Here is an 18,821-nt window from a genome sequence, read left to right on the forward strand (position 1 = left end):
ATGGATAAGGATGAACTTTTAAAAAAGCGACATCAAGCAGAACAAGAGTATGACGATTTACAGGTCGAGCAGCATAAAATCCGGGAAGCTATTGATCAATTTGACTTATTGATTCAGCATCACCGCAAAAGCCGCGAAAAGGAAGAAGAAATTTTTCGTGGGAGCCGATACCAAGCTTTCTTTCAAGGTGTTGACCAATCAATGCAGAATGAATTTAATAACATAAATGCTGGACTTGATGACGCGTTATCCAATGTCAACAAGGAGATTAAGAAGAAGCAAGATCAGATTACGGCCATGATAAAGAAGGAAGGGAAAGCTGATGGGCAAACAGTTCAGGATTAATCTATCGCAGTTACAGGCTTCAAGTTGTCAAAGTGTTTGCCAGAAATTGGAGGATTCAATCAGTGGAATTAGTGGCGCCGTCAGCGAAGCTGCTTCCTTAGGAAGCATGAAGGGAATGGGGGCAACGCACGTACGGGCGTATGCCACGGAAGTGGTCGTTCCAATGTTGCGGGCGGCTATGATGTTGACGATGGGCGTTAATCAAGATGTTCAGCAACTCCCTAAGCGATACGTAGCGCAGGTTGATAGTAAAAGTCATGATGAGGATGAATTGGAACAAGAAATTCAAGATATTCAAAATGAGATTCAAATGACCGATAATATCATAAACATGGTCGGGAAGATTGATAAAGGAATTGCGAATAAGCTTAAAAATTCGACTAAGGGGGCGCGAAGTGATGAGGAGGCCCGTCTGAGAAAACTAAAGCGGATTTTGCGAGACTTTCGGCGCTATGACCGGGAATCAGGCGGGTTGTTTAGTGATTTAGACGCGTTACGCGAGGCGTTTGATACGGCAACCCGGGAAATTAAGTCATGTACGATTCAGAGTGGAAGTAAAGTCGGTTTCAAAATGCCGAAGGATATGTCGTGGGCGCATTATGTGAATAAAAAATGGAAGCAGATGGAGGAGCGGCAAAAGAATTTTTTGCGCGATGAAAATCGTAAAGTAAAAGAAAATATCGATGACGCTTCGTCTAAGTTAAACGATGGGATTAGCTTTTTAGCAGCTGCTGGGAAAGATTGTGGTAAAGGTTTATCCAAGGCGTTAATGGGCTCTGGTGACAGTCTTATTGCAACCAGTGAAGAGCTCGATAAGGGTAACACTGCATTGGGCTTTTTGATGAGTGGTGAAAAAGTATACAGCGATGTGAAACATGGGAAGAGTTTTGGGACTTCTTTTATGAAAGATTGCGGTGGTACATTAATTGGTGCAGCTGTTGTTGTATTTGCCCCAGAAACTGCTTCAGCTATTACTGTAGCGGCTGTTAGTTATGGGGCAGATAAAGCATATGATTACTTGTACGATCATTGGAAGCCGTTTAGGCATACGATGAACGATATTGGTCATGGAATTGATCATGGTATTCATGATATTAAAACCGCACCACGTGATTATAAGCGCGGCATGAAAAAGGCAAATAAAATTATTAGTCATACGCATGTTAGCGGATTACCCAAAGGTTACGAACCTGGTCCAAATGGATATTCGACAGCAAGCTACTGAAGGGAGTTATATCATCGTGAAACGAAATGCGTATGTTAAATGTGATAGTTCTTTGCGGGGAACATTAAAGCTCGGATCGGGGGAACGATTTGTGTTTGTGAGTGGAGGGAACATTCTGTTTATTTTATTTCCTTTCTTACAATGGTTTCTCCCAATTTCTTGCTGGCGCGATGATGATTTGGCGGAAGATATTACTAAACGTTCGAGTCATAAACGTTCCTTCATAGATGATGTTGTGATTCTAGGGGTGGTTCTTGTGTTAGTCAGGATTCCTTTGAATTACAGTATTCGTTTTCCGTTTCAATTACCTGCAGGCATCTGGACAGTATTGTTGACTTTAATAGCAGTTGAAATAATTCGTTACGTTACGCGAAAAATGCGGATTCCACGCAATAAAAAGATATATCGGGTCCTTTTTTATCCTAAGGGACACGGATTTAATCAAGGAATTCGTGGATTAATTTTGTATGTAGTGTTATTATTTTTCGCATTTGCATGTTTCCCATATGCCGTAAATCATATAATACTCACTTTATTAGTAGTATTGTGTGGAACCGGTGGTTTGTACATGGGACTAGTTGGCTCGATGGATTTACATGAGTGTGAAGTAAGATTTGTTAGTGAGGAATAGATTCATTAATGAATAGAAATTACAAGGCGGCCTACTCCGCCTCTTTGTGTAATAGGAGGTTAACCAGATGTTATTACCATTAGGAACAGTTTTATATTTGAAAGACGGCACGGTAAAGGTAGTTGTAATTAACCGGGCGATTGTTTTCGAAGTTGATGGTGAACAACAGCTTTTTGAGTATGAGGGATGTCGTTTCCCGGAGGGATCTAACGGTGATGATGGCCGGTTCTACTTCAATAACAGTGATATTGAAAAGGTTGTTTATAAGGGTTATGAGGACGAGGAAGAACAACGTTTCCAGCAGGTTTATGCCGATTTGCTTAAGGAAAAGAAGATTAAGCTAGCTGATGTTGATCAACTGCAAAAGCGGGTTGAGAAGCAAGAGGCTAGTCACGAAACAAAGGCAGAACAGGATCTCTTTGGAGAATAGCAGCGATAATGGGGGAATCGAATTATGGGCAAACAGTTCAGGATTAATCTATCGCAGTTACAGGCTTCAAGTTGTCAAAGTGTTTGCCAGAAATTGGAGGATTCAATCAGTGGAATTAGTGGCGCCGTCAGTGAAGCGGCTTCCTTAGGAAGCATGAAGGGAATGGGGGCAACGCATGTACGGGCGTATGCTACGGAAGTGGTTGTTCCAATGTTACGGGCGGCCATGATGTTGACGATGGGTGTTAACCGGGATGTTCAGCAGCTCCCTAAGCGATATGTAGCACAAGTTGATAGTAAAAGTCATGATGAGGATGAATTGGAACAAGAAATTCAAGACATCCAAAGAGAGATTCAAATGATGGATGAACTCACAAAAATGATTGGGAAGATTGACCAAGGCGCTGCAGATAAGCTTAAGAATTCAACGAAGGGAGTGCGAAGTGATGAGGAGGCCCGCCTGAGAAAATTAAAGCGGATCTTACGAGACTTTCGGCGTTACGACCGGGAATCAGGTGGGTTGTTTAGCGATTTAGATGCGTTACGCGAGGCATTTGACACGGCAACCCGGGAAATTAAATCATGTACGATTCAGAGTGGGAGTAAAGTCGGTTTTAAAATACCGAAGGATATGGAGTGGGCGCACTATGTAAATAAAAAATGGGACCAGCAAAAAAAGAAGGAGCATGTTAAAATTCCTGCACCTTCCGATAAAGTAACAAACTTTTTGAGTGATTTAGATAGCTTAATGGTTGGTGGAATGAAAGATGTAGCGAATAGTGGGAAGGTCTTAAAGGCACGAGAACTATACAGGTATTCATCGACAGTTGGTAAATTAGCCGATTGGGGACAGTATTTAATGTCAGCAATGAATTTTACGTCTGATTATAGGAAAAATAAAGATGTCGGCGTTTCGCTTATGAAGGATGTTGCCGGTGTTGCCTTGGGAGTAGGTGCAGGAGCGGTAGTAGGATTTTTTGGTGCGCCTGAAATTGGTGTTGCATTTGCCAGCGTTGGGGCATGTGATTTCTATAATTTGCTATATGACCATAGTAAGATATTCAGACATACGATGAATGACATAGGGCATGGAATTGATTGCGTAGGGCGTAGCATAGAAAAGGGACACCGCGAAATTGAACATGGAATGGATAAGGGTGATAGGATTATCGAGCATGCGCATGTTGGCAAGTTACCTGAAAACTCGATGCCGGGGCCTAACGGATACTCAACAACACCAAGCTTTTAGCAAGTCATTCTAATATGGGAGAAGAAATGAGACAAAAAGCATACGTAAAGGGAAATAAAAGTTTTTTAGGGACGATTACTCTCGAATCGGGAGAACGGTTTAACTTTGTTAGCGGTCAACGGTTTTTATATCTGATGTTTCCGTTTCTTCAATGGTTGATGCCGGTTTATTGTTGGAAGAAAAGTGATGATGTTAATCAAGACAGTAATATTAACTGGCCGTTAGTGCTCCTACTTGTATGTCTAGGACCATTGACTAGAAATTGGGGTGCCGGATTTCCGTCACCGTTTTATATTCCTCCTGTACTGAGTTTGGTAACTGCGTTCATTGTGGGAATAGTGTTTATTAAGTATATGACACATAAATTTAGGGTTCCACGGAATGTTGCCCTGTATAAAATACAGATTCATTTGGGAATAACGGGAGTGGTTATATTATTACTTGATTTATTGTTTTTATTTATCGAAGTAGGAATTATGTGGTTAACGTTTGCTATGCCATATGATTTTAGTGGCCCGTATTTATTAGTACTATTTACGTCGTTCTATTTTTATTTAAATAATATAGCAGCGCTTAACCTTAGAAAGTGTTCTGTCGAATTTCTAGAGAAAGTTGAAAATTAATTACCTTGACCCAATGGTTATTCAACGGTACCTAGTTTTTAATGATTGATTTAGCATTGGAGAAAAGATGAAACAAAAAGCATATATAAAGGGAAATAAAAGTTTTTTGGGAACAATTACTTTAGAGTCGGGAGAGCGCTTCAATTTTATTGGTGGTCAGCGTTTCTTATATTTAATGTTCCCATTTCTTCAGTGGGTGATGCCTGTTTATTGCTGGAAAGAAAGTGATGATGTTAATCAGGATAGTAATATCGAATGGCCGCTAGTATTCATACTTGTATGTTTAGGACCGTTGACTAGAAATTGGGGTGCTGGATTTCCGTCATCGTTTTATATCCCTCCTGTGCTAAGTTTGGTAACTGCATTCATTGTGGGAATAGTGTTTATTAAGTACATGACGCATAAGTTTAGGATTCCAGAGAATGTTACCCTGTATAAAATACAGATTCACTTAGGAATAATGGGGATAGTCATATTATTGCTTGATTTAATATTTTTGCTCATGGAAATAGGAGCTGTGTGGTTAACGTTTGCTATGCCATATGATTTTAGTGGGCCGTATATATTAGTAATAATTACGTCGCTTATCTTTTGTTTGAATAATATGGCGGCGCTTAATCTTAGAAAATGTTCCGTCGAATTTCTAGAGAAAGTTGAGAATTAATTACCTTTATCGAAATCAAGATTGAGAGGCGTAATTAATGAAACGTCAAGCAGAAGTGCGATGTGACAGCAAGTTACATGGTCAGATTAAACTCCAATCCGGGGAAATTTTCCTTTTCTTCGGTGGTGAAAATCTGTTATTTATACTATTCCCCATTTTACAGTGGATTATGCCAATCTATTGTTGGAAAAGCGGTGCTGATGTTGTTAATGTTGAAACTTGGGAAAAATATTATGCGCCGATTGGGACTGCAATATTGTTAGCAGTACTTTTCCCAATAACTGGTAATGCGTATCTTCCGGTAAAAATTACAGCGTTTATTTTAATTTTAATGTTAATAATCCTTAGTATTATTGTTGTGAAATTCGTTATGAAAGGATCACGAGTACCCAGTAATTGTAAGCTTTATAAGATACGACTTTATCCACGAAAGCAAGGACTTAGGAACGCATTTCTAGGATTAGTATTATATGTTTTATTAGGCGGAGGATCACTAATGCTTATTCCGTATGCCGAGAATGATATTGTCCCAATGCTTTTAATTGCACTTGTCGAACCAAGTGTAGTGTATTGCTTATTATTTGCGTTTACTAATTTTGGAAATTGTGTTGTTAGATTCATTAATGAATAGAAATTACAAGGCGACCAATGCCGCCTCTTTGTGTAATAGGAGGTTAACCAGATGTTATTACCATTAGGAACAGTTTTGTATTTGAAAGATGGCACGGTAAAAGTGGTTGTAATTAACCGGGCGATTGTGTTTGAAGTTGATGGTGAACAACAGCTCTTTGAGTATGAGGGATGTCGTTTTCCGGAGGGCTCCAACGGTGATGATGGTCGGTTCTACTTTAATAACAGTGATATTGAAAAGGTTGTTTATAAGGGTTATGAGGACGAGGAAGAGCAACGTTTCCAGCAGGTATATGCCGATTTACTTAAGGAAAAGAAGATTAAGCTAGCTGACGTTGATCAGTTGCAAGAGCGCATCGAAGAGCAACAGGCTAGTCATGAAACAAAGGCAGAACAGGATTTATTTGGAGAATAGTAACGATAATGGGGGGATCAAACTATGGGGAAACGGTTTGACTTAAGTGCTTCGCAAGCGCAAGCAAGTAGTTGTCAGCAGTCATGTGCAGAGTTAGGTAACAGCATTCAACAGATTAGTGCGGCAGTTGTTCAGGCTGCGTCAAGTGATGTAAGTGGAATGGGGAGCACTCACGTTAAAGATTACGCCGAAGCTGTGGTGGTTCCAATGTTGCGGGCGGCGGTAATGCTGTCAGAAGCAGTTAAGCAGGGAACAACTCAGTTACCGCAGCAGTATATCGCTAAGGTGGATTCTAAAAGCCACAGTGAGGATGAATTGCAGGAAGAAGTTGCGAGTGCCAAAAGCGAGATTTCAATGATTGATGATGTGCAAAAAGCACTCAATAAGATCGATAAATCAGTTGGTGATAAATTCGCCAACGCTACTAAGAAGGTACTCACAGATGCGCAAGCCCGCCTTCAAAAGGCAGAACAAATTCTTCAGAACTTCCGGAATTATGACGTGGAATCAGGCGGGCTTTTTGGCGATATAGATGCGTTGGGCGCTGCTTTTGACCAAGGGGCACACGTTATGCAGTCAGCGACTGTTGTGAATGGCAGTGCTTTTGAGGTTCCAAACGTTTTAGATTGGGCAGATTACATTAACGGCAAGTGGAAGAAGTATGGAAAGTTAATAGAGAAGGTTACAGATAGTGATTTAATTCAGACGGGTAAAGAAACTATCTGGGAAAAACTAAAGGACGAAGGCGTTAGTCTCCTAAGGTCGGGAATAGAAAAGGGAACGGGCCACATAAAGGAGGGCTTGCTGGATTTACAGTTGGACTCATATCTTAACGGCGATATTGGAACTAGGAGCATGTTATACCTAACGGGCGCAAGATTTACTCCTGTAGTGGGGGATTATTTAAGTAAAGGAACTGCGGTTACTTATGCTGCATACCAATGGGGAAAAGCTCTTAATGAATTTGGTCATGATTTAAAAACAAAAATGAATCCAGGAACGGCGATTAATAAAGACCTGATGGGACCCATATTAGGAGCAGGAGCAGGTGTTATTGTTTCGTTATTTGGCGGAGAAAAGTTTGCTGGAGATGCCGATATTGCTGGTAATGAATTATGGAATTATATGTATCGGAAGCCATGGTTTAGACATCCCGCTAATCGCGTAACGAATTATATTACTGATACGTATGGCCGTAATGCGCATGATATTGATCGAATTAACAAAAAGTATCACATGAATATCCCTGTATTACCGGAAATTAATTAGGGGGTAAGGAGATTGAAAAAAGGTCATATTACACCAGATACTAATCGCGGGCGAATTGCCGTCGAAGGAATGGGGAATTGGTGGTTTTTTGTTATGGACATTAAGCATATTTTGATGCCATTCTCATTTTTCAACCGACCAATTTCATTATATGAAATTGATGATAAGGGGATTCAGTTACCTGCTGACGACCCTCATCCTTTTCTGCATTCCTTGGATAGAATTGGGATATTGGGACCATTGAGCGTAGTAATCATGCCACTTTTAAGTTTAATAACATTAAAGCACGCCCACCCAATTATGAATATCATTATTATGATTTCTGTAGGATTGACAGTTACTTTATTGGTGTATCGCCGAAACGGGCTCAAAAAGGTACGGATTTTAAGAAAGAGACCAGCGATTATTCACGCCGATCGTTCTGAAGTAATTGCTCGCAGTATCATAGGACCGGCTGGTATGTGTTTTTTTATACTATTTCTTATCGTAGAAATATTTGATAATAATTTACTCGCAGAATTCTTTGCTGGATTAATATTAGCTTTTATATTTCATATGTACGATTTGTCGGCGTTTAATGTTGGTGATGTTCAGGTTGAGTTCCTCGATGAAGAGGAATCAAAAGACAAACCAGAATTGGGGGAATAGGTTATGTTATTACCATTAGGTTCGATTGTTTACTTAAAAGAAGGAACTACAAAGACGATGATTATTAATCGGGCGATTGTGGTTGAAATTAACGGTAAGGAACAGATGTTTGAATACGAGGGCTGCTTGTATCCGTTAGGCTCAGAAGAAAAGAAAAACTATCTTTTTAATTCGGGGCAAATCGACAAGGTAATTTTTAAGGGCTACGCCGATGAGGACGAAGAACGATTCCAACAGGTCTTTACTGAATGGCAGGAGAAGAATCAGATTCCGTTGGCAGAAGTTGAGCAGAGCGAACAGGACGAAGAGGATAAGCTCTTTGGCGGTAAATAACAGTTGTTGCATAGGGAGAGAGTAGGATTATGGGGAAACGGTTTGACTTAAGTGCTTCACGGACTCAAGCAAGTAGTTGCCAACAGTCATGTGCAGAGTTAGGAAGCAGTATTCAACAGATCAGTACGGCAGTTAATCAGGCTGCTTCAAGCGATATAGGCGGAATGGGAGGCACCCATGTTAAGGAGTACGCTGAGGCCGTGGTGGTGCCAATGTTACAGGCGGCAGTAATGCTGTCGGATGCAGTTAAGCAGGGAACGACTAAGTTGCCACAGCAGTACGTTGCTAAGGTGGATTCTAAGAGTCACAGTGAGGATGAATTGCGGGAGGAAATTAATAACGCAAAGACTGAGGTTTCAATGCTTAGTGACATGGAGAAAGTGTTGAGCGCGGTTAGTAAATCATTAGGAGGAGTACCCTTAAATGCCGTTAAAGGGGCGCATGCTGATGCTCAATCGCGCTTACAAAAAGCAGAGCAAATTCTGCAGAAATTTATGGGGTATGATGGTGAATCAGCCAGTTTCTTCGATGATGTGGAGGGATTATGGGAGGCCTTTGCCCAGGGTGCAAATGTCATGCAATCGGGGGTAATTAGTAATGGTGAAGGCTTTATAATTCCAGAAGATCTAGAGTGGGCGGAATATATTTCTGATAGATGGGGAAAGTCCATCAAAAATCATCGTGATGAGATAGAAGATAAAGCGGACGATGTGATTAGTCTTCTTGCAGGATTGGGAAAAGATGTTGCGAAGAAGGGAAAGGTTTTTCACGCACGGGAATTGTATCGGGTAGCTGATAAAGGAGGCAAGGGTGCCGACATATTTCAGTATATTACATCGGCATTTGATTTCCGGCGTGATTTTAAGAAGACGCACGACTTTGGTGTTTCACTTATGAAGGATTTTGGAGGTGTGGGGGCTAGTGCCGTGGCGGTTAAAGTATTTTCAGATTTTTCAGACCCTGCTGTTGCGGTTATTGGGACTATAGCGGGTGATTCTTATAGTTTGTTATATAAACATTTTCCGCCATTTCGACATGTGATGAACGATATAGGCCACGCAGTTGACGTTTTAGGAAAGGAAATAGAAGCCGAGCCAAAAGAGGCTAAAAAAGAGTTACACGAAGAACACCAAGTTACTAATCGTATGAGCCCTAAATTAGACAGTGGAACTATGCACGATATAGAAGAAGAAAAGCAAATAAACAATGATATGGCAAGAGGGTTTAATTAGGATGGAGGTAGTTCATTGAAACAAAAGGCATATGTAGAAGGAAATAAATATTTCTTGGGAAAGATCACCCTTGAATCAGGAGAAAAGTATAACTTTATTAGCGGTCAACGTTTCTTGTTTTTAATTTTTCCGTTTTTACAGTGGTTCATGCCAATTTATTGTTGGAAAACAACCGACGATGTTAATCATAAAAATGATATTAGTTGGCCACTCTATGTTTGGTTAGTGCTTGCAATAATTGGGTATTTATGGAGTAGAAATGGCAGTGCAATTATCTTTCATATTCCGCCAGTGATTAGTATTGCATTTAACGTAGTACTAGGGATTCTTTTTGTTAAGTATGGGTCACATAAATATACAGTTCCGCAGGGTGTCACTCTGTATAGAGTTCGGCTTTATCCGGGGAAAGGTGTTCTTCGGATACTTCTAGGGATTTTACTTTGGATAGGTATCGTTGTTGAGGGGATTTGGCTTACAATTAAAATGCCAAATAATTTAGTGGGGCCATATTTTTTATTGCAGGTTATACCAATGCTTTTTTGGATTGATAGTACCTTTACGTTATATCTTAAAAATTGTCAGGTTGAATTCCTTGGTGAAAAGGAGCCTGCGGAAAGGCAAAAATAATCGTTACTGGGACTGATGGGAAAGGAAAAGACGGTGAAGCAAAAAGCACATGTTGAAGGGAATGATTCCTTCTTAGGAACAGTTACTCTTGAAGCGGGAGAGCGGTATAACTTTATTAGTGGGCAACGCCTCTTATTTCAGGTTTTCCCGTTTTTACAGTGGTTCATGCCGGTTTACTGTTGGAAAGCGGCCGATGATGTTAACCAAGAAAGTGACATTAAGTGGCCTGTTTGGGTTTTGTTGGTGTTTGCAGTGATTCTATATTTATGGAGTCGGCAAAATAACACGATTACATTTTACATTTCGCCAATAATTACTGTTACGTTTAGCGTAATACTCGGAATTATTTTTGTGAGATACAAGACACATAAATATGTGGTTCCTCAGGGGGTAACTTTGTATAAAATTCGGCTCTATCCGGGGAAAAGTGCTATTCGAGTAATTTTAGGGCTCTGTTTACTTACGTTGGCAGAACTTGCTATGGGTTGGCTTGTGATTGCTAAGCCGAGTGTTTTGATAGGACACTGTGGCCTATTAATGATGACACCAATGTTTTTTTGGCTTAGTAATACGGCTACGCTAAATCTTCGGGATTGTCAGGTTGAGTTTTTGGGAGAAATCAATAATTAATGAGGGGGAGTTCCAATGAAACCAATTACACAACATGGTTATGTCTCCATGCAGCAAGCAATTCGTGATTTGATCCAGGGAATAATTAACTTTAGGGGCCGGACAACCCGGCGGGGGTACCTTCCGGCGTTTATTTATTACGTTGTGGTGATTTTCGTTGCCCTAATGGCGCTGGGAATCGCCCTAATTTCAAGCCTAACAAATGACCCGAATATGGCATTAATGCAGTTAATTATTGCGGTAGCTTTGCAGGTAGTTACGGAATTGGCGTTAATGGCCGTAACTGTTCGCCGCTTCCGGGATGCGGGTTTTCGGACATGGGTAAGTGTTATTTTGTTGCTCTTTTCGGGATTGTTAGTTTATTTTGCGGCGTTAATGTTACCAACTGATTGTATGTTGCGGTACCGGGAGACACCGGTGGTCCGGTTGATTGTGCGGAAGAGTGAAGGGTAATTAGCGTCGGAAAGAGTGTCGTTCAGGAGGCTTTAAGCATGAACAAAATTCGGTTTATTAAGTGGGGAGAAATTCCCCGGCTTGGTTCCAACAAGAATGAACGGATGTTAATTTCGTTTGACCTTAAAGAACACAGGTTTGTAAAGATGAAGAACCACTTTAAGGGGCAACGGGTGGAAGAAATGGTCGTTGCTGCACTACTACTAACTGCGATTTTGGGACCCTTCGATCATTTTTCTGATATTCCGATGCACGTCCACTGGATAATCGGAATGATTGTGGGCCTGCTGGGCGCGTGCGCATTTCATTTTAAGCACCAGAATAATCCGGCTGATTTTGAAGCTGCTCCATCCGAGGCAGTCGTAAAGAAGGCTAACCACACTTTACTTAAGGCGGCTGGAACATTGGTTGTAATTGATGCGTTGCTGATTGCGCTTTACTTCTTTAAGAAGTGCTTAGGAACGTGCTTATTGGTTTATTTCGTGATTTTTATAACGGTGATTTTTGCGTTCACCTTTATTGAAATGGGCTATGTTTGGGTGCGGTTTGTATTGCCGCATAAGTATGAAGTGTAAGAAAGATCCGGTATTACTTTCGACAAGAAGTCAAAATTTCACATTTTGTGTTCAATTTGACCTCGCATAAATTATTTGAATTGATAGACTGGTTTTGTTCGGTAACCCAAGGAGGACCAATGAAACCAGTCCATTTTGAATACGTTTTGTCTTCGTCCCGGGAGCGGGTGATTCATGCGGTTTTGCATCGGCTTCACCTTACGCCGGGAACTCCGCTGTATGAAGATCTCTTCGTGGAGGGGCAGCTGCTTTTTGCGGCGGCCTACGCCGATTACTGTACCAGGTTTACCGCTCAGGACGAACACCAGATTATTATGTACGCTAGTCAGCGAATCCGGTGGGGATTAATCGATTATCTCCGGCGGGAACGGCGTCACCAGGCAACGGTCAATTACGGTCTAAGCCCCGCCGCAGTGGGGGGGGGGGTAGCGCGCACCTGGTCACCCATTCCTTGCCGGACGGGGCAATCGAAACCCAGCAACTCCTTGCCCGGGTTTTACGGGAGGCCTCTCCCGGGGAACGAACCTTTTTGATTGGGCGGCTGGCCCGGGACTTGTCGGTCAAGGAAATTGCCCGGGAAGCCGGGGTGGCTCCCGGGACGGTTTACCGGTGGCGCCGGCAGTTGCGGGCGCGGATGATGCGGTTGCGGGATGAGACGTAAAAAGAGTTGTGGTGGGGGTGCGAGGCGGGTATACTGGGCGTAACTAAGAAACATAAATTCACCAAAACAAAACGGGGATGGCCGTGACCATCCCCGTTTGTTCGGTAACCAGCGTGCTTAGTGTGTCACTGGCGCTGCCTTCTCTTCCTTGAAGAGTGGCGCAGCCGTCGTATCAACGTACTCTGCGGCGACCGGATGCGCCAGCAGCTCACTGCCGTCCGCCGTCACAAAGAGCTTGAGTGCGCTCAACTGGTCCATGACCTGGTGAACGGCGTCCTTGTCGTGGGTTGTGGCGACGTTGGTTAGCCGAATATGATGCGTTTTGCCCTGGCTATCCCGGAACGTGAGGTTTAAGACTTTCATTTAATTTCCCCCTTTCAGTGGTGCGGTGGTGACTACTGAACCGCAATCGTGCGGTTCCCCGCCAGCGTGATTGTCTTGACCGGTTCGTCGGTCAGCTGACTAATCAGCTTGGCGAACTGCTGGATGCTTTGGTCGGTTGCCGTGGGGCTGACGTTGTTAAACGCCCGCTGCCGCAACCGGGCACTGTCCTTGACGGTGCATCCCAGCCGGATGGTGAGCTTGTTCCAATGATCGTTGTTCATGGCGTTCCCTCCTGATGATTATTTTGTAAGCTTACACTCTTAATAACGAAGGAGCCGGCGATTTTTGACGCGTTTTGGGATATTTGTCTAAAATAATCCGGCCGCACCCACAAAAAGCATCATGAGCTTTTTTCTCATTAAGTGAGCTGTTTATGAGTAATTGTTGTGAGTAATCTTATTTTCCTGTATAATTGGTAGTACACTTCGCTGTTTGCCGGCGGGTGAACGGCAACGTAAAACTAACGACAAAGGAGACTTGTTATGAACCAGAAAACGAATGACCATTCTTTCTTCGGCCATCCGCGCGGCCTAGCAACGCTATTCTTCACTGAAATGTGGGAACGGTTTAGTTACTACGGGATGCGGGCCATCCTGCTGTACTACATGTACTACGCTGTTTCCCAGGGCGGGCTAGGGTTTGATAAACCGACCGCAATGTCCATCATGTCGATATACGGTGCACTGGTTTACCTTGCCGGGGTCGTCGGCGGGTTTATGAGTGACCGGGTATGGGGCAGCCGGAAAACGGTGTTTATCGGGGGTGTCCTGATTATGCTGGGACATATTGTTCTGGCAACCCCGTTTGGCCGTCTCGCACTGTACGGCTCAATCGCCCTCATCGTGATGGGGACGGGGCTGTTAAAGCCAAACGTTTCTGACATGGTTGGGGGACTATACGCTCCTGGTGATACGCGGCGTGATTCTGGGTTTAATATCTTTGTTTTCGGGATCAACGTTGGGGCCTTTATCGCGCCGTTAATCGTGGGCTGGTTAGGACAAAAGGTGAACTTCCACCTCGGATTCTCCCTGGCCGCGATTGGAATGTTCTTTGGACTCGTTCAGTACGTGATTGACGGGCGGAAGTACCTCCCGAAGGACAGCCTTTACCCGAACGACCCAATTCAACCGGACGAGTTAAAGCGGATTTTAACCAAGGTTGGCCTGGGAGTAGTTGCTGGGGTACTGGTGCTGGTTGTTCTGGGAATCTTTGGGCAGCTGAACATCAGCAACGTTATTTCATTAATCACGCTTGTTGCCGTGATGATTCCGGTGGTCTACTTCGTGATGATGCTGAGCAGTAAAAAAGTATCCGGAACGGAGCGCTCGCGGGTGTGGGCGTACATTCCGCTGTTCATTGCGTCCATTTTATTCTGGTCAATTGAGGAGCAGGGGTCCGTTGTATTAGCGCTGTTTGCGGCCAACCAGACGCGGCTGACAATTGGTAACTTTACGATTCCGGCCAGCTTCTTCCAAAGCATGAACCCACTGTTTATCATGCTGTACGTTCCGGTCTTTGCTTGGCTGTGGACGAAGCTGGGTAAGCGGCAACCATCATCACCAATGAAGTTCTCACTGGGATTATTCTTTGCCGGGATCTCGTTCCTGTGGATGATGCTCCCGGGAATGCTTTTCGGGGTGCACGCTCAGGTTAGTCCGTTATGGCTAATTATGAGTTGGGCGCTGGTAATTATCGGGGAAATGTTGATTTCACCAATTGGGATGTCGGTGACAACTAAACTGGCACCCCGGGCTTTCCAGTCCCAGATGATGAGTATGTGGTTTCTATCAGACGCGGTGGCGCAGGCGTTTAACTCCCAGTTAGTTAAGCTGTACACCCCCCACACGGAAGTCATGTACTTCGGAATTGTGGGCGCCATTACCATCGTATTTGGGGTTATCATGGTGCTGATGGTGCCCCGGTTGAAGCGGTTGATGGCCGGAGTGCGTTAATTCAAGGTTAATAATCAAAAAATGCGCGGAACCCCTTGCGCAAAAGAAAAAAAACGGGTATAGTAATTAGGTCGGTGACGGCAATTACTATTATGGAGGAGTAGCGAAGTCTGGCTAAACGCGGCGGACCGTAAATCCGCTCCTTCGGGTTCGGTGGTTCGAATCCACTCTCCTCCATCATATTGGGCTATGGCCAAGTGGTAAGGCATCAGGTTTTGGTCCTGACATGCGCAGGTTCGAATCCTGCTAGCCCAATCGGTAAAGAGGTTGTGACGTGAGTCCAGCCTCTTTTTTCGTTATACTAGGGCTAAGATCAGAGGAGGGGTTTTGTGTTATTACTAACAGCTTCACTCGCCATTATGGGAATCATCTTTTTGCCGGTGGCGATTTTTTATTTAATCAGTTCGTGGCGGAATTACGGAAAGTGGTTGATGCCCGTCATTACGATTGTGGTCTGCCTGGGCTGCGCGGTTGGCGGTGGCTGGGGGTTCGCCCGGGCGTGGCGTGCGAACCATGCCCCATCGACAGAAGCACCGGTGTCGGCCCCGACTACCCCCCAGTCAGCGCAGGAAAGCCAGTCGCAGCCCTTGGTAATTACGGGGATGCCTGAATTAAACGCGGCGCACGAGCAGGCGAAAACCCAGCAGCAGATTTTAGGGGACATGCAGCGGACCTTCAAGCGAATTGGAACGGTTAGTTTTGACCAGCAAACTAAAACTTACCGGATAATGCCGACTAGCAACCAGGAAGTTCAGGCGATTAACTATGTTTTGCAAAATCCAGGAATGGCCCAGAAGGTGGGGTATAACAAGTTAACCGGAGGAATTAAGCAGACGGCAAAGAACTTACAACCGACGTTGGGTCCTGGTTACACGTATCAGCTCCTTAAACCGGGCGATGCCAATACCGTGATTTACTCCGTCCGGGACGGGAAGGTCTTAGTGGACGTCGTAAACGGAATTAAGTAGTGGGATTGAAAACGCTTGTTTAGATGGTCTATACCGATTATAATAGTGGTATTAACTGTGAAAGCGAAAGGGTGACCAAAATGAGTATAGTGTTACGGCATGCGGTAATTTATACGGGTGAGGAGCGGATCGACGACGGTTACGTGCGCTTCAACAAGCAAATTGAGGCGGTCGGGCCGATGAGTGACCTGCGGATTCAGGCGGGTGATGAACTCGTTGACCTGAACGGGCAGATTGTCGTCCCGGGATTTATTGACGTGCATACGCATGGGGGCTACGGCTTTGATGCGATGGACGGCGATCCTGACCAGATTGATGAACTAGCAACGGACATGGCCCGGAACGAAGGGGTAACGACCTACTTTGCCACGACAATGACGCAGTCGGTTGAAAACATTAACCACGCGATGAAGGGTATTCGGCAGGCGGCGGAACGAAATCCGCTGATTCAGGGGGTGCACCTTGAAGGGCCGTTTGTTTCGGTGAAGTACAAGGGGGCCCAGCCGGAGAAGTACATTCAGGCGCCGAATACTGATTTACTGGCCCAGTGGAATGAGTTATCCGGTAGCCGGGTGCGGATGATTACGTACGCCCCGGAGTACCCGGAAAGCCGGGCATTCGAGGACTACTGCCTGGAAAACGGCATTGTGCCGTCTGCGGGGCATTCCAACGCTACCCGCGAACAGATGCTGCAGTCACGGGCAACCCACATTACACACCTCTACAACGCGCAGCGGGAGTTTAAGCACCGTGAGCCAGGAGTGACGGGGCATGCTGTTCTGGAAGATAACCTGTACTGTGAGATTATTTGCGACGGGTTCCATAACGTTCCAGACATGGTGCGGTTGGCATACGAGTTGAAGGGTGCAGATAAACTGGAGCTCGTAACGGACTCGATGCGGGCCAAGGGAATGCCTGAAGGGGACTACGAACTTGGTGGCCAAAAGGTCATCGTGAAGGACGGCCAGGCGCGGCTAGAAGTCGGAAACTTGGCGGGTTCCGTTTTGAAGTTTAACGTGGCATTCAAGAACATTATCAGGTTTACGGGCTGCCGGATTGAGGACGCCGTTAAGATGTCCTCGGTTAACCAGGCACGCGAATTCCACCTGGAACAGAAGGGCGGCATTGCGCCGGGGAAGGATGCTGATCTAAATGTGTTGGACCAGAACCTTGATCTTCAGCGGACGTACTCCTTCGGGCGGTTGATGAAGTAGTTTTTAAATCGAAGGTACAATGAAGTTTAATAACGAACGTGGTGAAGCGGGAAACCGAACAAATTAATTGGTTCGGGGACGCTTGTGCTGCGTTCGTTTTTTTATGCGACGATAGGGGGAATACCCACGGTTAGATGGGGGATTCTGCGTGATTTGTGCTATCATTAAACCTAACGATAACGGTGAAAAGTGAGGCAAAATGGATGGGATCACCAATCTACATTCAAATTCATAATCAAATTCGGCAGGCGATTGAACAGGGTAAGTGGCAGGTTGGCGACCGCATTCCCGCAGAGCGGATTCTCGCGGAGCAGTTTGGGGTATCGCGGATGACGCTCCGGCAGGCCATCCAAACGCTGGTTGACGAGGGAATTCTCGACCGCCGTGTTGGGGCGGGAACGTTTGTGGCCAGCCAGAAGGTGCAGGACCGGATGGCGGGGGTGACCAGTTTCACCGAGCTGACCCGCTCGCAGGGGAAGGTTCCATCCAGTAAAACCATCTCGTACGTGATTACAACGCCAACGCTCAGTGAACGGGAACGGCTGCGCCTGAACGATAAGGCGCAGGTATTACGGATGGAGCGGATTCGGTATGCCGACCAGGTGCCGATTTGCTTTGAGGTGACGACGGTGCCGGCCGACCTGGTTGCTTCGTTTGCCAGGGAGGAGGTCACCACTTCCCTGTATGAGGCCCTGCAGGACCGGGGATACGCGATTGGGCGAGCCCAGCAGACCGTTTCGGCAACGCTTGCCTCTGAACGGATTGCGGAGTACCTGGATACTAAGCGGGGCGCGGCCCTCTTGCGGCTCCGGCAGGTCACCGAGTTGCGGGACGGGCGGCCGTTTGAATACACCCGGACCCAGTACGTAGGAGACCGGTTTGAGTTTTACTTAGAAAATAACCGGTAAAATCGTTAATAGTGAACCGGCAGGAGAACTGGGGCTGGAGCGTCCACTTTTTCCTGCCGGTTTTTTAGTTTTGTTTATTAGTAAACTTGTGCCATAGAATGAGTGTCAGGTAGTGGGGAAGGGCCATCATCCGTCCTAACCGCCGGGGATCCTGAAGAAGACGGTACAGCCACTCAACGTGGTGCTCCTGCCAACTCTGCGGGGCCCGCTGAACCACGCCGGCTAACACATCGAAACTGCCACCGACTCCCATCCACAGGGCGGGCGTTTGGTCCCGAAATTGATGGATAAACATTTCCTGTTTGGGAAAGCCGAGGGCGACAAAAACAAAGGCGGGGCGGGCGGCCTTAATCTGGGCGGCAACTTCCGCAGCCTCATCGGGGGCAAAGTAGCCGTCGTGGCTTCCAGCGATGACCACCCCGGGATATTGCTTCCGGACGGCGGCAAGGGTTTGCCGGAGTACCGCTGGCTTGGCGCCCAGGAAAAAGACGCGGTCGTGGTGAAGGCCAGCGTGTTGGAGGAGAGTGCGCATCAGGTCAAAACCGGTCACCCGCTCCGGAACGGGATTTCCGAGCAGTGCGGCGCCCTTTACGATGCCAATCCCGTCGGCCGTCACGTAATCGGCTGTTTGGAGTACTTGCATGTAGGCCGGATCCTTGCGGGCAGCGAGGACAATTTCCGGGTTAGCCGTCACAATGAACCGGTTCAGCCCAGCCTGATGGTCAGCAATGAGCTGGGCAACAATTTCCTGCATGG

The 18,821-nt window shown here is 45.4% G+C and carries 26 protein-coding genes and 2 tRNA genes; 25 read left to right on the forward strand and 3 right to left on the reverse strand.

Going from position 1 to position 18,821, the window contains the following annotated elements:
• The 19 genes from QOR60_RS04340 to QOR60_RS04430 all read left to right on the forward strand — a co-directional run bounded on the left by QOR60_RS04340 (nt 1) and on the right by QOR60_RS04430 (nt 12,639).
• A complete protein-coding gene (locus QOR60_RS04340; RefSeq protein ID WP_283582139.1) occupies nt 1-345 on the forward strand; it encodes a restriction endonuclease subunit S domain-containing protein in 345 nt (114 codons plus the stop codon).
• A complete protein-coding gene (locus QOR60_RS04345) occupies nt 323-1,570 on the forward strand; it encodes a T7SS effector LXG polymorphic toxin (RefSeq protein WP_283582140.1) in 1,248 nt (415 codons plus the stop codon). Before QOR60_RS04340 ends, QOR60_RS04345 begins: the two co-directional genes overlap by 23 nt.
• 16 nt (nt 1,571-1,586) lie before the next feature.
• Entirely contained in the window at nt 1,587-2,201 is a 615-nt protein-coding gene (locus QOR60_RS04350; protein WP_283582141.1) for a hypothetical protein, read from the forward strand.
• Between the two features lie 67 nt (nt 2,202-2,268).
• On the forward strand, nt 2,269-2,631 hold the full coding sequence (locus tag QOR60_RS04355) for a DUF4176 domain-containing protein (RefSeq protein ID WP_283582142.1): 363 nt from the start codon (nt 2,269-2,271) through the stop codon (nt 2,629-2,631).
• A 24-nt stretch (nt 2,632-2,655) separates the two neighbouring features.
• Nucleotides 2,656-3,879: a T7SS effector LXG polymorphic toxin gene (locus tag QOR60_RS04360; RefSeq protein WP_283582143.1), complete on the forward strand. Its 1,224-nt coding sequence runs from the start codon at nt 2,656-2,658 to the stop codon at nt 3,877-3,879.
• A 26-nt stretch (nt 3,880-3,905) separates the two neighbouring features.
• Nucleotides 3,906-4,502 carry a hypothetical protein gene (locus tag QOR60_RS04365; protein ID WP_283582144.1) on the forward strand — a complete coding sequence of 199 codons (597 nt, stop codon included), beginning with the start codon at nt 3,906-3,908 and terminating at the stop codon, nt 4,500-4,502.
• Between the two features lie 67 nt (nt 4,503-4,569).
• Nucleotides 4,570-5,166, forward strand: a complete 597-nt coding sequence (locus tag QOR60_RS04370; protein WP_283582145.1) for a hypothetical protein — start codon at nt 4,570-4,572, stop codon at nt 5,164-5,166.
• A gap of 37 nt (nt 5,167-5,203) precedes the next feature.
• Complete coding sequence (locus QOR60_RS04375; RefSeq protein ID WP_283582146.1) at nt 5,204-5,797, forward strand: hypothetical protein; 594 nt, start codon at nt 5,204-5,206, stop codon at nt 5,795-5,797.
• 51 nt (nt 5,798-5,848) lie between these two features.
• Nucleotides 5,849-6,211 carry a DUF4176 domain-containing protein gene (locus tag QOR60_RS04380; protein ID WP_283582147.1) on the forward strand — a complete coding sequence of 121 codons (363 nt, stop codon included), beginning with the start codon at nt 5,849-5,851 and terminating at the stop codon, nt 6,209-6,211.
• Between the two features lie 24 nt (nt 6,212-6,235).
• Nucleotides 6,236-7,480, forward strand: a complete 1,245-nt coding sequence (locus QOR60_RS04385; protein ID WP_283582148.1) for a hypothetical protein — start codon at nt 6,236-6,238, stop codon at nt 7,478-7,480.
• 12 nt (nt 7,481-7,492) lie between these two features.
• Entirely contained in the window at nt 7,493-8,128 is a 636-nt protein-coding gene (locus QOR60_RS04390; protein WP_283582149.1) for a hypothetical protein, read from the forward strand.
• A 3-nt stretch (nt 8,129-8,131) separates the two neighbouring features.
• Entirely contained in the window at nt 8,132-8,461 is a 330-nt protein-coding gene (locus tag QOR60_RS04395) for a DUF4176 domain-containing protein (protein WP_283582150.1), read from the forward strand.
• A gap of 29 nt (nt 8,462-8,490) precedes the next feature.
• On the forward strand, nt 8,491-9,693 hold the full coding sequence (locus QOR60_RS04400) for a T7SS effector LXG polymorphic toxin (RefSeq protein WP_283582151.1): 1,203 nt from the start codon (nt 8,491-8,493) through the stop codon (nt 9,691-9,693).
• Between the two features lie 15 nt (nt 9,694-9,708).
• Complete coding sequence (locus QOR60_RS04405; RefSeq protein ID WP_283582152.1) at nt 9,709-10,320, forward strand: hypothetical protein; 612 nt, start codon at nt 9,709-9,711, stop codon at nt 10,318-10,320.
• 15 nt (nt 10,321-10,335) lie between these two features.
• Entirely contained in the window at nt 10,336-10,950 is a 615-nt protein-coding gene (locus QOR60_RS04410; protein ID WP_283582153.1) for a hypothetical protein, read from the forward strand.
• 15 nt (nt 10,951-10,965) lie between these two features.
• Complete coding sequence (locus tag QOR60_RS04415) at nt 10,966-11,403, forward strand: DUF805 domain-containing protein (protein ID WP_283582154.1); 438 nt, start codon at nt 10,966-10,968, stop codon at nt 11,401-11,403.
• A gap of 38 nt (nt 11,404-11,441) precedes the next feature.
• Nucleotides 11,442-11,978: a hypothetical protein gene (locus tag QOR60_RS04420; protein ID WP_283582155.1), complete on the forward strand. Its 537-nt coding sequence runs from the start codon at nt 11,442-11,444 to the stop codon at nt 11,976-11,978.
• 119 nt (nt 11,979-12,097) lie between these two features.
• Nucleotides 12,098-12,511 (forward strand): hypothetical protein, encoded by a 414-nt coding sequence (locus QOR60_RS04425; RefSeq protein WP_283582156.1) that lies wholly within the window; start codon nt 12,098-12,100, stop codon nt 12,509-12,511.
• Nucleotides 12,508-12,639 (forward strand): transposase, encoded by a 132-nt coding sequence (locus QOR60_RS04430; protein WP_283582157.1) that lies wholly within the window; start codon nt 12,508-12,510, stop codon nt 12,637-12,639. Before QOR60_RS04425 ends, QOR60_RS04430 begins: the two co-directional genes overlap by 4 nt.
• A gap of 117 nt (nt 12,640-12,756) precedes the next feature.
• On the opposite strand, the gene QOR60_RS04435 is transcribed toward QOR60_RS04430, so the two are convergent.
• Nucleotides 12,757-13,002 (reverse strand): DUF2922 domain-containing protein, encoded by a 246-nt coding sequence (locus tag QOR60_RS04435; RefSeq protein ID WP_283582158.1) that lies wholly within the window; start codon nt 13,000-13,002, stop codon nt 12,757-12,759.
• Nucleotides 13,003-13,034: 32 nt separating this feature from the next.
• Nucleotides 13,035-13,244 (reverse strand): DUF1659 domain-containing protein, encoded by a 210-nt coding sequence (locus QOR60_RS04440; RefSeq protein WP_283582159.1) that lies wholly within the window; start codon nt 13,242-13,244, stop codon nt 13,035-13,037.
• A gap of 261 nt (nt 13,245-13,505) precedes the next feature.
• Between QOR60_RS04440 and QOR60_RS04445 the strand changes: the two genes are divergently transcribed.
• The 6 genes from QOR60_RS04445 to QOR60_RS04470 all read left to right on the forward strand — a co-directional run bounded on the left by QOR60_RS04445 (nt 13,506) and on the right by QOR60_RS04470 (nt 18,065).
• Nucleotides 13,506-14,975 carry a peptide MFS transporter gene (locus QOR60_RS04445; RefSeq protein ID WP_283582160.1) on the forward strand — a complete coding sequence of 490 codons (1,470 nt, stop codon included), beginning with the start codon at nt 13,506-13,508 and terminating at the stop codon, nt 14,973-14,975.
• Between the two features lie 94 nt (nt 14,976-15,069).
• A tRNA-Tyr gene (locus tag QOR60_RS04450) sits at nt 15,070-15,152 on the forward strand.
• A gap of 6 nt (nt 15,153-15,158) precedes the next feature.
• A tRNA-Gln gene (locus tag QOR60_RS04455) sits at nt 15,159-15,230 on the forward strand.
• A gap of 74 nt (nt 15,231-15,304) precedes the next feature.
• A complete protein-coding gene (locus tag QOR60_RS04460) occupies nt 15,305-15,943 on the forward strand; it encodes a hypothetical protein (RefSeq protein WP_283582161.1) in 639 nt (212 codons plus the stop codon).
• Nucleotides 15,944-16,023: 80 nt separating this feature from the next.
• Entirely contained in the window at nt 16,024-17,157 is a 1,134-nt protein-coding gene (gene nagA, locus QOR60_RS04465; RefSeq protein WP_283582162.1) for an N-acetylglucosamine-6-phosphate deacetylase, read from the forward strand.
• Between the two features lie 203 nt (nt 17,158-17,360).
• The gene (locus QOR60_RS04470) at nt 17,361-18,065 is read left to right on the forward strand and encodes a GntR family transcriptional regulator (RefSeq protein ID WP_283582213.1); all 705 of its coding nucleotides are present in this window, start codon (nt 17,361-17,363) and stop codon (nt 18,063-18,065) included.
• A gap of 64 nt (nt 18,066-18,129) precedes the next feature.
• On the opposite strand, the gene QOR60_RS04475 is transcribed toward QOR60_RS04470, so the two are convergent.
• Complete coding sequence (locus QOR60_RS04475; protein ID WP_283582214.1) at nt 18,130-18,819, reverse strand: WecB/TagA/CpsF family glycosyltransferase; 690 nt, start codon at nt 18,817-18,819, stop codon at nt 18,130-18,132.
• Between the last annotated feature and the right edge of the window lie 2 nt (nt 18,820-18,821).

This window comes from Ligilactobacillus hohenheimensis (genome assembly GCF_947381805.1).
Lineage (GTDB): Bacteria > Bacillota > Bacilli > Lactobacillales > Lactobacillaceae > Ligilactobacillus > Ligilactobacillus hohenheimensis.

What these genes read in the sequence shown, in the direction of transcription:
- QOR60_RS04340 (WP_283582139.1), top strand. Translation starts at nt 1, where the DNA reads ATGGATAAGGATGAACTTTTAAAAAAGCGACATCAAGCAGAACAAGAG.
- QOR60_RS04345 (WP_283582140.1), top strand. Translation starts at nt 323, where the DNA reads ATGGGCAAACAGTTCAGGATTAATCTATCGCAGTTACAGGCTTCAAGT.
- QOR60_RS04355 (WP_283582142.1), top strand. Translation starts at nt 2,269, where the DNA reads ATGTTATTACCATTAGGAACAGTTTTATATTTGAAAGACGGCACGGTA.
- QOR60_RS04360 (WP_283582143.1), top strand. Translation starts at nt 2,656, where the DNA reads ATGGGCAAACAGTTCAGGATTAATCTATCGCAGTTACAGGCTTCAAGT.
- QOR60_RS04365 (WP_283582144.1), top strand. Translation starts at nt 3,906, where the DNA reads ATGAGACAAAAAGCATACGTAAAGGGAAATAAAAGTTTTTTAGGGACG.
- QOR60_RS04370 (WP_283582145.1), top strand. Translation starts at nt 4,570, where the DNA reads ATGAAACAAAAAGCATATATAAAGGGAAATAAAAGTTTTTTGGGAACA.
- QOR60_RS04375 (WP_283582146.1), top strand. Translation starts at nt 5,204, where the DNA reads ATGAAACGTCAAGCAGAAGTGCGATGTGACAGCAAGTTACATGGTCAG.
- QOR60_RS04380 (WP_283582147.1), top strand. Translation starts at nt 5,849, where the DNA reads ATGTTATTACCATTAGGAACAGTTTTGTATTTGAAAGATGGCACGGTA.
- QOR60_RS04385 (WP_283582148.1), top strand. Translation starts at nt 6,236, where the DNA reads ATGGGGAAACGGTTTGACTTAAGTGCTTCGCAAGCGCAAGCAAGTAGT.
- QOR60_RS04395 (WP_283582150.1), top strand. Translation starts at nt 8,132, where the DNA reads ATGTTATTACCATTAGGTTCGATTGTTTACTTAAAAGAAGGAACTACA.
- QOR60_RS04400 (WP_283582151.1), top strand. Translation starts at nt 8,491, where the DNA reads ATGGGGAAACGGTTTGACTTAAGTGCTTCACGGACTCAAGCAAGTAGT.
- QOR60_RS04410 (WP_283582153.1), top strand. Translation starts at nt 10,336, where the DNA reads ATGGGAAAGGAAAAGACGGTGAAGCAAAAAGCACATGTTGAAGGGAAT.
- QOR60_RS04415 (WP_283582154.1), top strand. Translation starts at nt 10,966, where the DNA reads ATGAAACCAATTACACAACATGGTTATGTCTCCATGCAGCAAGCAATT.
- QOR60_RS04420 (WP_283582155.1), top strand. Translation starts at nt 11,442, where the DNA reads ATGAACAAAATTCGGTTTATTAAGTGGGGAGAAATTCCCCGGCTTGGT.
- QOR60_RS04425 (WP_283582156.1), top strand. Translation starts at nt 12,098, where the DNA reads ATGAAACCAGTCCATTTTGAATACGTTTTGTCTTCGTCCCGGGAGCGG.
- QOR60_RS04435 (WP_283582158.1), bottom strand. Translation starts at nt 13,002, where the DNA reads ATGAAAGTCTTAAACCTCACGTTCCGGGATAGCCAGGGCAAAACGCAT.
- QOR60_RS04440 (WP_283582159.1), bottom strand. Translation starts at nt 13,244, where the DNA reads ATGAACAACGATCATTGGAACAAGCTCACCATCCGGCTGGGATGCACC.
- QOR60_RS04445 (WP_283582160.1), top strand. Translation starts at nt 13,506, where the DNA reads ATGAACCAGAAAACGAATGACCATTCTTTCTTCGGCCATCCGCGCGGC.
- nagA (WP_283582162.1), top strand. Translation starts at nt 16,024, where the DNA reads ATGAGTATAGTGTTACGGCATGCGGTAATTTATACGGGTGAGGAGCGG.
- QOR60_RS04470 (WP_283582213.1), top strand. Translation starts at nt 17,361, where the DNA reads ATGGGATCACCAATCTACATTCAAATTCATAATCAAATTCGGCAGGCG.
- QOR60_RS04475 (WP_283582214.1), bottom strand. Translation starts at nt 18,819, where the DNA reads ATGCAGGAAATTGTTGCCCAGCTCATTGCTGACCATCAGGCTGGGCTG.